Source organism: Endozoicomonas sp. (genome assembly GCF_965196975.1).
Classification (GTDB): Bacteria; Pseudomonadota; Gammaproteobacteria; order Pseudomonadales; family Endozoicomonadaceae; genus Endozoicomonas.
In genome coordinates, this window is the sequence record NZ_OZ239981.1 from 2412130 (window position 1) to 2425093 (window position 12964).

Annotated in this window: 10 protein-coding genes and 1 pseudogene; 8 read left to right on the forward strand and 3 right to left on the reverse strand. The window is 43.4% G+C overall.

Features of this window, described 5'->3' with window-relative positions; genetic code table 11:
• Positions 1-167 precede the first annotated feature (167 nt).
• Together uvrB and ACOCLE_RS10775 are read left to right on the forward strand one after the other, a co-directional pair.
• Positions 168-2147, forward strand: a pseudogene (gene uvrB, locus ACOCLE_RS10770) (excinuclease ABC subunit UvrB).
• Between the two features lie 310 nt (positions 2148-2457).
• Entirely contained in the window at positions 2458-3762 is a 1305-nt protein-coding gene (locus ACOCLE_RS10775) for a tyrosine-type recombinase/integrase (RefSeq protein WP_419536701.1), read from the forward strand.
• Positions 3763-3773: 11 nt separating this feature from the next.
• On the opposite strand, the gene ACOCLE_RS10780 is transcribed toward ACOCLE_RS10775, so the two are convergent.
• On the reverse strand, positions 3774-4652 hold the full coding sequence (locus tag ACOCLE_RS10780) for a hypothetical protein (protein ID WP_419536702.1): 879 nt from the start codon (positions 4650-4652) through the stop codon (positions 3774-3776).
• Positions 4653-4666: 14 nt separating this feature from the next.
• On the opposite strand from ACOCLE_RS10780, the gene ACOCLE_RS10785 reads away from it, so the two are divergent.
• Entirely contained in the window at positions 4667-5947 is a 1281-nt protein-coding gene (locus ACOCLE_RS10785; RefSeq protein ID WP_419532972.1) for an ISKra4 family transposase, read from the forward strand.
• A gap of 8 nt (positions 5948-5955) precedes the next feature.
• On the opposite strand, the gene ACOCLE_RS10790 is transcribed toward ACOCLE_RS10785, so the two are convergent.
• Complete coding sequence (locus ACOCLE_RS10790) at positions 5956-6444, reverse strand: hypothetical protein (RefSeq protein ID WP_419536703.1); 489 nt, start codon at positions 6442-6444, stop codon at positions 5956-5958.
• A gap of 21 nt (positions 6445-6465) precedes the next feature.
• On the opposite strand from ACOCLE_RS10790, the gene ACOCLE_RS10795 reads away from it, so the two are divergent.
• From ACOCLE_RS10795 to ACOCLE_RS10805, 3 genes are all read left to right on the forward strand, one after another.
• A protein-coding gene (locus ACOCLE_RS10795; RefSeq protein ID WP_419534258.1) for an IS1 family transposase occupies positions 6466-7169 on the forward strand; the annotation gives its coding sequence in 2 pieces (ribosomal slippage) (positions 6466-6709 and positions 6709-7169; 705 coding nt in all).
• A 60-nt stretch (positions 7170-7229) separates the two neighbouring features.
• A complete protein-coding gene (locus ACOCLE_RS10800) occupies positions 7230-7643 on the forward strand; it encodes a type I-F CRISPR-associated endoribonuclease Cas6/Csy4 (RefSeq protein WP_419537197.1) in 414 nt (137 codons plus the stop codon).
• 21 nt (positions 7644-7664) lie between these two features.
• Positions 7665-10151 carry a CRISPR-associated endonuclease Cas3'' gene (locus ACOCLE_RS10805; RefSeq protein WP_419536704.1) on the forward strand — a complete coding sequence of 829 codons (2487 nt, stop codon included), beginning with the start codon at positions 7665-7667 and terminating at the stop codon, positions 10149-10151.
• On the opposite strand, the gene ACOCLE_RS10810 is transcribed toward ACOCLE_RS10805, so the two are convergent.
• Positions 10146-11426: an ISKra4 family transposase gene (locus tag ACOCLE_RS10810; protein ID WP_419532972.1), complete on the reverse strand. Its 1281-nt coding sequence runs from the start codon at positions 11424-11426 to the stop codon at positions 10146-10148. The two genes, ACOCLE_RS10805 and ACOCLE_RS10810, sit on opposite strands and share 6 nt — an antisense overlap.
• On the opposite strand from ACOCLE_RS10810, the gene ACOCLE_RS10815 reads away from it, so the two are divergent.
• Together ACOCLE_RS10815 and cas7fv are read left to right on the forward strand one after the other, a co-directional pair.
• Complete coding sequence (locus ACOCLE_RS10815; RefSeq protein ID WP_419536705.1) at positions 11425-11943, forward strand: hypothetical protein; 519 nt, start codon at positions 11425-11427, stop codon at positions 11941-11943. The two genes, ACOCLE_RS10810 and ACOCLE_RS10815, sit on opposite strands and share 2 nt — an antisense overlap.
• Positions 11943-12962 (forward strand): type I-Fv CRISPR-associated protein Cas7fv, encoded by a 1020-nt coding sequence (gene cas7fv, locus ACOCLE_RS10820; protein WP_419536706.1) that lies wholly within the window; start codon positions 11943-11945, stop codon positions 12960-12962. Before ACOCLE_RS10815 ends, cas7fv begins: the two co-directional genes overlap by 1 nt.
• Positions 12963-12964: the final 2 nt, after the last annotated feature.

Consider the following 12964-nt stretch of genomic DNA (forward strand, 5'->3'; position numbering starts at 1 on the left):
CGTACGACTTTTATGAGTCAAAAAATAATTAATACCTGATTCTGTTAGTCATCACTCGTCATGCGACTGAGATAGAAAAGGGTTAGGAAAATTAAGAATCCTTTAAGTGGACATGGCTGAACCAACATATACTACAAATGACTTTCACCTAATTATGGATATAAGCAATGTCGAAAGATTCATTTATTCTGCATGCTAGCCATCCACCTGCTGGAGATCAGCCTGAAGCTATTGCACGACTGATTGCAGGCCTTGAGGGCGGAAAAACCCATCAAATGCTTAAAGGTGTCACAGGTTCAGGAAAAACCTTTACCATGGCCAATATTATCCATCGCCTGGAGCGTCCAACCCTCATTCTGGCTCATAACAAAACACTGGCAGCCCAGCTCTACAGTGAGATGCAACGTTTCTTTCCAGAAAATGCCGTGGAGTATTTCGTTTCTTATTATGACTATTATCAACCTGAAGTATATATCCCTGGCACGGATCGCTTTATTAGAAAAGACTCAGCGATTAATGAACAACTTGAGCGATTACGACTATCAACTACCAAGGCATTGATTGAACGCCGTGATGTGGTGGTTATAGCTTCTGTTTCCTCCATATACGGCCTAGGCGACCCTGAGTCCTACCGAGCACTTCAGGTTCCTCTGGCTCCAGGGTTGATCATTGATCGAGAGGATTTGATTCAGCGATTGACACAGCTCCAGTACACACGCTGTTAACGCACCATTGAACGGGCATCCTTTCGAGTTAATGGCGATGTAATCGATATCTTTCCGGCCGATTCAAACCACCTCGGCATTCGCATTGAGCTTTTCGAAAATAGCATTGAGCAACTTTTATGGATTGACCCTGTGTCCGGTAGCAGAGTAAGACCATTAGACAGCTACAGGGTATCTCCGAAAACACTGTATTCCACCCCCAGGGAAAAAATCGAGCAGGCATGCGCACTAATACGAGTCGAAATGGAGCGGAGAGTTGCAGAACTGAATGCAGAGAACCGTATTGCCGAAGCTGCGAGACTTTATGAAAGGACTGAGTATGATATCGAGATGATGCAGCAACATGGCTACTGTTCAGGGATAGAGAATTATTCCAGTTATCTGAACAATCGTGACCCTTCTCTACCACCAACAACATTGATGGATTATTTACCCAAAGATGGCCTGCTCTTTATTGATGAGTCTCATGTGATGATTCCTCAGATTTCAGCCATGTACAATAGTGACAAGAGCAGAAAAGATAACCTTATTGACTATGGTTTCCGGCTCCCTTCTTCCAGAAATAACCGCCCACTCAGGTTTGACGAGTTTGAAAAGATAAAGCCTCAAACCATTTTTGTTTCTGCCACGCCCGGTAATTACGAACTGGAAAAATCCAAAGGGATCACTATCGACCAGATCATTCGTCCAACAGGTCTACTTGACCCTGAAGTAGAAGTTCGCTCATCGGCAAACAGTATGGATGACCTGTTGCAGGAGATTTTCCAGAGAGTTAAAAAAGGTGAGCGGGTACTTACAACCACGTTGACCAAGAAAAGTGCTGAATCTCTGGATCAATTCATCTCCGGCAGAGGTATAAAAACCCGTACTTTACATTCCGATATAAAAACGTCTGACCGCGTTGAGATAATAAACGGGCTTCGTGCTGGCGAGTTTGATGTTTTGATCGGCATTAATTTATTACGGGAAGGGCTGGATATTCCCGAAGCCTCTCTGGTTGCCATTCTTGATGCAGACCATGCAGGCTTTCTGCGCTCAGCTCAGGCGTTGATACAAATCATTGGAAGAGCTGCTCGTAACGCCAATGGTAAAGCCATTCTTTATGCTGACAGAGTAACCACGGCAATGCGTCAGGCATTGGATGAGTCAGCACAGCGCCGAAAACTTCAAGCTGCATACAACCAAGCCAATGGAATTATACCAACCACGTCAAAACGCGGGCAGTCTACACAAAATGATGAAATGGCATTAGAACCATCGATTCACTCTTCTGAGTTTTGTGAGAGCCTTGCCTCACTGTGCGAGCAAATAACTCTCAAAGAAAAAGCAATGCTGGATGCCGTAGATAACGGCGAACATGACAATGCAAAAGAGATTCGCCAGAATTTGCAAGCACTCTACCGCCAGTTTATTTTTATATAACAATGACATCAGAGAGCTGTTATTGAAGAAAACATTGGAAACATGAATAGCAGAGAGGAAGAGCTTACTCACGTAAGCTTTGCATTTATGGCGCTCCCAGGAGGATTCGAACCTCCGACCTGCCCCTTAGGAGCACCTTATAACCAGTCGCTATACATATTATAGCGTCTAATTATTAGCTTGGAGACCTTGATATTACTGGGCTAACACCTATTATAGTATCTCAGTGCATCTCATAAAATACCACTAAAGCGCACGAGAAACCTACACCCATACCTACACCTCTTTTGGGTGAAAAAGCTATATAACAATGAGTAATATAACCGACATGGAAGCCCGCAGCATCAAGGACGGGCAAACAATTACAGAGAAGCTTGGCCGAAACCGTGGCACCTTTTCCATACGTCGCCGTGGGCAGAGTTATATTGCTTTCTACCGTTACTTTTCTGGTAACACCAAGCGGGAGATCTCCCTTGGCTCTTATCGGTACTCAACCTCAGCGGTTGGCTTCTCGCTCAAACAGATTCGAGAGAAAGCCATAGAACTGGCAAACATTCGTCAGGAGATCTCTCCTGCTGACCTAAAGTCCCACCTTGAGAAACAAACTGAAGAGCAGCAACGTCAAGCACAAGCCGAAGCGCAGAAAGGCTCCTTTGCGGATCTTCTTGATGCTTACATTGACGACCTACGCAAACGGGGCAAAGACAAAGAGCGGGAATACAGCCGTATTGTTCAGAAAGATATTAAAGACCCCTACCCAAACCTGGCCAGCAAAAAAGCCAAAGATGTTACAGCAGACGACATTGTGACCATCCTGGCCAAAGTTCATAATCGAGGCTCAGAGAATCAGGCAAACTGTGTCAGAGCCATGCTGCACGCAGCCTTTTCTTTTGGATCAAAGAGTGACTACGACCATACCCGGGTTGGAGAGAAGCGGTTCTACCTCACCCACAACCCGGTAGCCATGACGAAGAAGAATACCCGGGTAGAAAAGAGCCGGGTTCGGGTATTAAACAACCGGGAGATCCACCAGCTCTGGCATAACATCAAAGATACCCCCGAAGTAGGCATTGTCATCAGCCTGTGTATTCAATTCCTGATTGCAACCGGTGGCCAACGCCCCAGCCAGTTACTCAGGGCAAAGTGGGAAGATTATGATTTGGATCGAAACTGTGTATCTTTTGAAAACAGGAAGCGAAAAGGTGAAGCCCTGATTCACACCGTACCTTTATCACCACGGGCAATCAGTATTCTTGATCAAGTCAGACAGTACACGAGCCACCTGCCTTGGCCTTTTGCCTTCCAGGAGAGCGCACCAGTGAGAACAGATAGTCTGTCAACTGCACTTGACCGCTGGCATCGATATCGTACCAGGCTATGTGAACAGAGTGGAGATATCCTTACTGCTCGCTACACTCCCAGCTGCCTGAGGGATACAGCTAAATCACTGATGGTAGATGCAGGCATTAACCGGGAAGTTCGGAACCTGATCCAGAGCCACCAGCTTACCGGTGTCGATTATGAACATTACGATCGTCACGAACACCTGCCAGAAAAACATGAGGGAATGGAGCGTTATGATGGGCTTCTATCCAACATTCTCTCAACTCCATGACTCCCAAGATACTAACGACCAAATTTTCGCTGCATATAAGCTAAAACTTTTGAAGAACGCCATTTATAGGCAATAGACCAACAATCTTCATACTTACCATCAATCAAGACATTTTGATAAATATTACCTTTCTTTTGGGTTGACTCAGCCATCATCGCAAAGGATTCAACAGCATCATTCTCAGCAGCGAGCATAAAAGGGGTATACCCTTTGACTGGAGACATTTGAGGAGCGTTTGGGTCTGCTCCGTTTTCCAATAAAATAGAGACTATCTCAAGCAACTTTCCCCTATTTATCCTATCGATAAGCTTTTTATAACCTGAGGACAGAAGCGCATGGGTCAAATTTCTTTTCCAAGCCTCGTCCGCTTCAATCAATGAGTTTTTAAAATCTGATACGTCACTGTGGTCAATTCCAGCAACACCACCTGCATGTCTGCGAATAGATTCCAAAGTGGCCGAATCATTATCAAACAGTCGCTTTATATCGAGACCGATACAGTATTCAGGTCTCACCAACAAAGAAAAATACGTCATGCATTGATAAAGAGGTGTCTGTAACACCGTTTGTGCCTTTTTATCAGGCTCCGCCCCCATCAGAATAACCTGCCGAACTATGTCCGGATCGCAGGTTTCGACAGCACAGCTTAACGGTGTTAAGCGCTTCTTATCCGTTCTTGCATTAATGGTGTTCTTATCATGCTTTACATCTTTGAGTAATTCATAACAGCGCCGATCCCCGGTTTCAGTGATTTCAGCAATCGCAGAAAGAATCGGTGAATCATTCGAGTCAGAAAGTATATTAGGAGAGGCCCCTTTATTGGGTGCTCTCTCTGAATGATTAAAACAATAGTGCTCTATTTTCACAGCTACTATGGGAACACCACTCATAATAGTTAACTGTCATGCCCGCTTCTGTTATTTCCAGCTCTACCAAAAGCATCGTTTTGCAAATTGAAGTTTCTATAGATTCAGGCAACATGCTGAATCTTGAAGATAGTTTACAGCGTGCACTCAATGAAGCCGGGCAGCTTGGAACAAAAGAGTTATTGGGGCTATTTGAATCACCCAATAAAGAACCTATCGTCGTTAATCAGCAGAAGTGGAACTACAAAGGAAAGGTTCTTAAGCACTATGAAACCTTATACGGTCGTATACCTTTGGAGCGCTCCGTATATCAGGGTGTCAGAGGTGGCAGTACTCTGGCAGCACTTGATCTTCGTGCCGGTATTATTGGTTCAGCTACCCCCAAATTTGCCAAGTCTATCGCCTGGAAATACAGCCAGATGCCAGCGCCTGCGGTAAAAGAAGATTTTGAGACCAACCATCAAAGGACGCTTTCAAATTCTTATATCAAGCATTTATCGGACAGAGTAGGTGCATTAATTGAAGACCAGCAAGACACTCACTACCACCTTCCTCCACTAAAAGAGCCTGTTGAAACAATAGCCATTGGTCTGGATGGAACCTGCATGCTGCTTTGTGAAGAAGGCTGGAGGGAAGCCATGTGTGGGACATTGAGCCTATATTCTGCAGATGGAGACAGGCTCCACACGATATATACAGCCAGTTCGCCAGAGTATGGTAAACAAAGCTTTATGAGCAAGCTCGACGAGGAGATTGCAGATCTAAAACGACTCTACCCAAATGCCACATACATCGGGGTAGCTGACGGGGCTAGAGAAAACTGGAGTTATTTGAAACAACATACCTCTGGGCAGATACTCGATTTTTATCATGCATCTGAATATTTAGCTGGAGCAGCGGAAGCACTGTTTCCAACCAGTAAGGCGAAGCGACACCAGTGGCTTGAAGACAGGCTACATAGTTTGAAAAACAAGCGTGGAGCAGCCAAAAAAATCCTTCAGGAAATTGAATCAGCCGAGCTCCCGAAAAAGACAATCGCACTGACAGAGAAGCGCTACAAAGCTGTGAGCTATTTTACAAACAATCACCAGTTAATGAATTATCATCAGGCGCTTAAACGCCATTGGCCAATAGGTTCAGGAGTTACTGAAGCGGCTTGTAAGACTCTGGTAAAGCAACGATTATGTGGTTCTGGAATGAGGTGGAAAGCAACAGGAGCGGAAGTGCTTTTGACAACAAGAGCACTGATCCAGAGTAAGGGGCGCTGGGAACAACTTTGGTCTGAGTTCATGACTGGAAAGGTTGAAGCTAACCTATGAGTCAGTTATCAAATTGAGAGAGCACCCCCTTTATTGATCAGTTCCTCAACATATCCTGGTTTATTGATCTCAACAAACCAGTTCAACTGAGACATCTGTTTCTTCCAGGTAGCCCCAACTTTTATTTTACGGTCAACAGCTTTCAAATAAGGTGTCAGCTCCAGCTCCTTTTGACCAGCAATAAGTGGCCCCAAACGAACACTTGGTCCTTCCTCTGGATTAAACTCAGGAAAGTGTGCTGCCTTAGGAAATATCTGATGATATTGGGCTTCCCATTGCTGCATCTCCCAATCCTCAACCACACCATTTTTGATCTTATTAAAAGACTCAGAATCAACCAGTAAATGAAACAGATTAAAAGAAATGGCCTGTTGTTTAAGCTTCTTTAGCAAAGCTTTTCTACCACCACATTTTGCTGCTGCCACCAGCGCTTCTTTAATTATTGCTAGCTGGTTCTCACCAGCGGGTGATGTGCCAAAGCTGTTGATCTGATACATTCCTGTCTTTTTGAGTCATCTATGGCTGAAGTTCAAGTTGCCTGTATCCATTGTCAACAAACGTTCAATGTTGTTAAGAACGGGAAAGCTGAGACGGGTCACCAGCGGTATAGATGCAAGGACTGTAATAAGAGCTTCCAACTCGAGTATCGCTATAATGGCAATCTGCCTGGTACTCATGAGCAGATCATAAAGATGACCATGAATGGCTCCGGGGTCAGAGATATCGGACGTGTCCTTGAGATCAGTCCAACGACTGTATTGGCTCGCTTAAAAAACTCGACCCGCCAACAGTAACACAACTCCCCTTCGAAAATGCCCAGGTCAAGATTATCTTCGAAATGGATGAGCAGTGGTCATTTGTTGGTAGCAAGAAGCAGCAACGCTGGCTGTTTTATGCATGGGAGCCACGTTTCAAGAAGATCATTGCCCATGCGTTCGGCCCCAGAAGCACAGAGACGCTCAAAAAGCTGTTGGAGCTTCTGGCCCGCTTCAAAGTTAGTTTTTACTGCACAGATGACTGGCAACCATATACATCCTGTTTATCAGAAGATAAACATATCATTGGAAAGTACTTTACTCAGCGGATTGAGCGGCAGAATCTGACCTTGAGAACTTGCTTGAAACGGTTAGCCAGAAGGACTATTTGCTTCTCAAGATCAATAGACATTCATGATAAGGTTATTGGGGAATTTATCTCCCGAAACCACTATCAACAGTTTTGATACATCACCGAAGATCAGAGTATTGCGGTAGGTTTCCCTGAATATTATTGCGACCAAGGCATCAATGGCGCTTCAACTATCGGAAAAACACTACGCATCTTTTCCACTTATTCTCAATTAATCGAATTGAAAAATCATCCATCTCTGAAAAAGATTGTCAGCTCCAAAGAGGTTGACTTCTCTCCCATAGCTGAAGTCCCTCCCCACGCAGTCCCAGTTCGCTTTATAAGAGATCGGTCCGTGGATCACTACTTCCTTAATTGCAGAAAGCATGAAGAATTTAGAGAGAAGGCAGGTACGCTCCGGCGCTTGCCCTGTATATCCTTTACCAGCTCTGGTTTCTCATCCCCCCATAACAAAGGACACTGTTTCTCAGTATTTGTACGTCGCGAAGAAGCTGATCAGCACATTACCGGGCCATACACCAATTACGGATTAAGTCGCTCTGGCAGTACAGTGCCATGGTTTGAATAATAACATTAAGGAAGTACTGTTATGTTACTGGCAAACACAAAACAACAACCATTAGAAGTCCACTCCGAGGCAATTGCCGAGTTAGCAGTCTGCATTAGAAGACACTTTTTTAACCCCGAATTCCTTGAACATTTTGGTATCACCCCAGTTTATCTTGACGAGACAATATACCAATCGGGTCTTGATCATGATATTGGAAAGGCTGCTCCCACTTTTCAGCAATATATACAGTCAAAGATAAAAGATAACGAAAACTACGAGCCATCGGGGGAAGACACTCGCTTTGATATCAACCAAGAACCGCTCCACCATGAAATCTCTTATTGGTTAGCAGGCCATAAAATTGATTCAGGCCTATTGCCAAAAAACATTTACCTGGAAGCCTATCTCTATGCAATCTATTGGCATCACGCTAAACCCGACAGAGATAATGATGAGCAAGATATCATACGCGACTACATTCGATGCAATGAAAAGGCTATTCGAGAAAACCTAAAACAAATAGGCCAAGAACTGCCAACACTAAAGCTGTATTCTATCCCGGAGCACTTTGCTGACAAAACAGGGAAAGTATTCAAGGTCACGGCAGAGTTCAACCATTCATTCGATAGCGAGACTGCCCCAGAGTTATTTGGCTCAATTCAGAAACGCAATATAACCAATACAATCGTTCGTCTCTGCCTTGTACTGGCAGATCGTGCAATTTCTGCACTATCCGCAGACAAGTTACAGTCAGCGCTTAAGCAAAAAGACTATCAAGTAATAATAGAAGAGCACCATTGGTCTTCCGAGAATCTATATCCAGCTGTTGACGCTTATATTAATCAAAGCAAGACATTAGACCCCATACGTCATGACCTTCAAAGCAGAGCGGCTGAAGGGTTAGCCAGATTCGATCATATAACCTGTGATGGACCTCCAGGAGTGGGCAAAACCCGTATAGCATTAATGGCCTCATTCCTCCGCCAAAAACAGTCTGATGTTTCCTCACCACTGATCTGGATATGTCCCCGCGTTAACGTCTGTGAATCCATCCTGAATGAATTACAAAACTGCCTTCCAGATACATTAATACATCTGAAAACGGGCACCTCATCCACCTATATCTGTAACGGTGAAACGCTGCAAGATTCAGAACAGTCGAAAGCAGATATTACCATTACCACTATCGATCAAATGGCCAAGTGTCTGCTCTCTCATCCTGACCTCGGTGAGATTAGTCACTACCTCTCGGCCAGTGTTGTCTTTGATGAGTTTCATGAACTTTTTGAGCAGCCAGTATTTACCCCCATTTTCCATGAGCTGGCAATGCTTAAATACCTTCAAGGTGGGCGAAACATCACATTCATCTCCGGAACCATTAACCCATTGATGCTTCAGCTCTTTCCAAAAGAATTTAGCGTGCCCGTCAAATGTCCATCATTCAACAGTTCGACTTATCATGTAGTGGCTAGCAGCTGCCCTTTTGGTGAACATGGAGAACCTCTGATCAATATTGGTGACAATGCTCTGCAAATAACCAATTACGCAAAGTCAGCTCAAATATCTACCCTGCATCAGAAAAAAAACGCCGTGATTCCCTATCATAGCCTTTATACCGAGCGAGACAGAGCCAGCCTCTTTGAAAAACTGATGACACAGTGTAACGCTGAATGCACCAACCACCCCGTAAAGGTTATTTCAGGCCCAGCTGCCCAGGCTTCATTAAATATCTCCCGCAGGAATGGTTTCATCGAAATAGCCTCACCTGAATCTACTCTGCAGCGTGTAGGCCGAACAAACCGATTTGGAGAACACGATAAAGCATCATTAATGTTTTTCTCCGATCTAGAGAAAATAAAAAATAAAAAATCATTAACAAAAATCAATAATAAAATATTCATTCAGCAAGGAACAGAGTACTTAGCAGGGGCTTTCCATGAATACCTTACTTTGAACTTCAAGCATCAAGTAAGCCTCACTATTTCTGAATTAGCTAAACACTATTATCGTTTCCATGATTTGATTATCGGTAATGACATATATCTATCACCGTTGGAATTGTTCAGTTTCAGCTCTGCAATAGTGGAAGATCTATTATCGATGCCTGAAAAAAAATGGCAGGAGGCGCTCTCTAAAGCAGAAAAAATAATGAAAGAAAAACTACAGGAATCAGATTTTATAACGATCCAGCAGATCCAGGAAATCTGGAAAGAATCATTGTCCGATTTTGTACAGGAATCACAGCGTTATGAAATCATTAGTAATACTGGAAAAGAGCTAAGTTCACTAACCCAAAGATGGCGAAGATCTGGACAACTAACAATGTTAGCCTTGTTAAGTAAATCTCAGGAAGCCTTCCAAAAAAACCATTGCTTTGAGCCTCTAAAAAAACTCACGGTTAATAACGGTAAAACCTCAACCCAGTTGTATTTAAGAGGTAGATCCCTCTATGTTACCGCACCTATCCTCACTCTCTATTTGTCAGATGAAAACGGGTGCTCTCTCAATTTGATAACTGACTCATAGGTTAGCTTCAACCTTTCCAGTCATGAACTCAGACCAAAGTTGTTCCCAGCGCCCCTTACTCTGGATCAGTGCTCTTGTTGTCAAAAGCACTTCCGCTCCTGTTGCTTTCCACCTCATTCCAGAACCACATAATCGTTGCTTTACCAGAGTCTTACAAGCCGCTTCAGTAACTCCTGAACCTATTGGCCAATGGCGTTTAAGCGCCTGATGATAATTCATTAACTGGTGATTGTTTGTAAAATAGCTCACAGCTTTGTAGCGCTTCTCTGTCAGTGCGATTGTCTTTTTCGGGAGCTCGGCTGATTCAATTTCCTGAAGGATTTTTTTGGCTGCTCCACGCTTGTTTTTCAAACTATGTAGCCTGTCTTCAAGCCACTGGTGTCGCTTCGCCTTACTGGTTGGAAACAGTGCTTCCGCTGCTCCAGCTAAATATTCAGATGCATGATAAAAATCGAGTATCTGCCCAGAGGTATGTTGTTTCAAATAACTCCAGTTTTCTCTAGCCCCGTCAGCTACCCCGATGTATGTGGCATTTGGGTAGAGTCGTTTTAGATCTGCAATCTCCTCGTCGAGCTTGCTCATAAAGCTTTGTTTACCATACTCTGGCGAACTGGCTGTATATATCGTGTGGAGCCTGTCTCCATCTGCAGAATATAGGCTCAATGTCCCACACATGGCTTCCCTCCAGCCTTCTTCACAAAGCAGCATGCAGGTTCCATCCAGACCAATGGCTATTGTTTCAACAGGCTCTTTTAGTGGAGGAAGGTGGTAGTGAGTGTCTTGCTGGTCTTCAATTAATGCACCTACTCTGTCCGATAAATGCTTGATATAAGAATTTGAAAGCGTCCTTTGATGGTTGGTCTCAAAATCTTCTTTTACCGCAGGCGCTGGCATCTGGCTGTATTTCCAGGCGATAGACTTGGCAAATTTGGGGGTAGCTGAACCAATAATACCGGCACGAAGATCAAGTGCTGCCAGAGTACTGCCACCTCTGACACCCTGATATACGGAGCGCTCCAAAGGTATACGACCGTATAAGGTTTCATAGTGCTTAAGAACCTTTCCTTTGTAGTTCCACTTCTGCTGATTAACGACGATAGGTTCTTTATTGGGTGATTCAAATAGCCCCAATAACTCTTTTGTTCCAAGCTGCCCGGCTTCATTGAGTGCACGCTGTAAACTATCTTCAAGATTCAGCATGTTGCCTGAATCTATAGAAACTTCAATTTGCAAAACGATGCTTTTGGTAGAGCTGGAAATAACAGAAGCGGGCATGACAGTTAACTATTATGAGTGGTGTTCCCATAGTAGCTGTGAAAATAGAGCACTATTGTTTCAATCATTCAGAGAGAGCACCCATGAAAACACTATTCATAGAATTAGTTTTGATGGATATACCCATGAGTCAGAAGACACACTCTCCATATCAATAGACAGAATCAATGGTGACCATAATCTTGAGCGAATGAACGAAGATATTCTGCGAAAAATAGACCATAAGCGATACCAGAATCACTCTAAAAATTATCATTACGGTAATAAGAGTTTCAATGTAGGGCAACGCATCATTTTTGATGCTCAAAACAACCACGACACTCCTTATTACCTCTCATGGATTACAGATAGGCAGTCAGTTAATTATGAATTACTGAACAATATCGTTCTTCCAGGTTTTATCTACCTTCGAGTTTCCTCAAAAAGCCAAATTACTCCAATAGGTCTTATGAGCTTTAAGGAAAAAGAGCATCTACAAAATCTTTTTAAATCAAGCAGTAAACCAGGAGATAAATAATGAATACAATCGCAGGAATCCATACCGTTGAATTAAAATTAAATGCCAACGGACATGGTGTTGTTAACTGGAATGGGAAGAATCCAGATTCAAAGTACGACAACCATCTGATCCCAAAGCTTAGAAAAAACAAGAAGAACGGCAACCAGCATGTTTATGTATCATCAAATTGTACTCGCCACCACCTGTTTAAAGATGAGGCTAAAGTATTGGCAGCTGAAAAAGCCAGAACTTTAAAAAGTGAAGTAACCTCTGGCAGCTCAACACTACAATCTTTAATCCATAATACTTTGGCTAGCTCAGTGGGTTTAATCAGAGGTTACATGCACACCGCAGGTAAAAACCAGGAGTCTTTTGGGCGAAAAAGCCCTCTTTTGGTAGAAGACCTTAAAGAATTAAATTCAGAAGAAACTGAGGAAGAAATATGTACCAGCACCTGGGCAGTAAATAAAGATGGAAAGCGTGACAGCAACTCACTATTCTACCGGCATAGCTTGGGGGAAACAGCTTACGAAGGCCATGCCGCCATCATTATCGAAGACCTCCAGTTTATACCTTTAGATGACACACTGGGAAATAGTGCCTATCCGCTGGACTCTAAAAAGGGAAAAAGTCAGGTAAAAGAGTTGGTTAAATCCATTAACCATTATCTTAAAATTCTATCAGAAAAACTGAATTACTCGATATCAGGAACACCGGAAGTAACTTCTGGCCACTTTAAACGAAAAAACAACTTACTGAACAACTCAGAGTTTGGCTTGTTACTGAATAATACCGCGATTGACTTGTTGGTGATCGACACAATTCGACGTTTTGACGAACTGCAGATTATTCAGGGAAAAGGCTACTTGCAAATGTCGAGTGTCGATATATTGCTAAATGACAGCTGCCGGGCAATGGCTATTAAGAGCTTGGGAGAAACAGACCCCGGGTTAACCACTATGCAGGAAATCATTCTTCCATCTGACAAAATCAGAGAGTATGCCATCTTCTTTGAACCAGTTACCTCCGTGGAGTAATA

What these genes read in the sequence shown, in the direction of transcription:
- ACOCLE_RS10775 (WP_419536701.1), top strand. Translation starts at nt 2,458, where the DNA reads ATGAGTAATATAACCGACATGGAAGCCCGCAGCATCAAGGACGGGCAA.
- ACOCLE_RS10780 (WP_419536702.1), bottom strand. Translation starts at nt 4,652, where the DNA reads ATGAGTGGTGTTCCCATAGTAGCTGTGAAAATAGAGCACTATTGTTTT.
- ACOCLE_RS10785 (WP_419532972.1), top strand. Translation starts at nt 4,667, where the DNA reads ATGCCCGCTTCTGTTATTTCCAGCTCTACCAAAAGCATCGTTTTGCAA.
- ACOCLE_RS10790 (WP_419536703.1), bottom strand. Translation starts at nt 6,444, where the DNA reads ATGTATCAGATCAACAGCTTTGGCACATCACCCGCTGGTGAGAACCAG.
- ACOCLE_RS10805 (WP_419536704.1), top strand. Translation starts at nt 7,665, where the DNA reads ATGTTACTGGCAAACACAAAACAACAACCATTAGAAGTCCACTCCGAG.
- ACOCLE_RS10815 (WP_419536705.1), top strand. Translation starts at nt 11,425, where the DNA reads ATGACAGTTAACTATTATGAGTGGTGTTCCCATAGTAGCTGTGAAAAT.
- ACOCLE_RS10810 (WP_419532972.1), bottom strand. Translation starts at nt 11,426, where the DNA reads ATGCCCGCTTCTGTTATTTCCAGCTCTACCAAAAGCATCGTTTTGCAA.
- cas7fv (WP_419536706.1), top strand. Translation starts at nt 11,943, where the DNA reads ATGAATACAATCGCAGGAATCCATACCGTTGAATTAAAATTAAATGCC.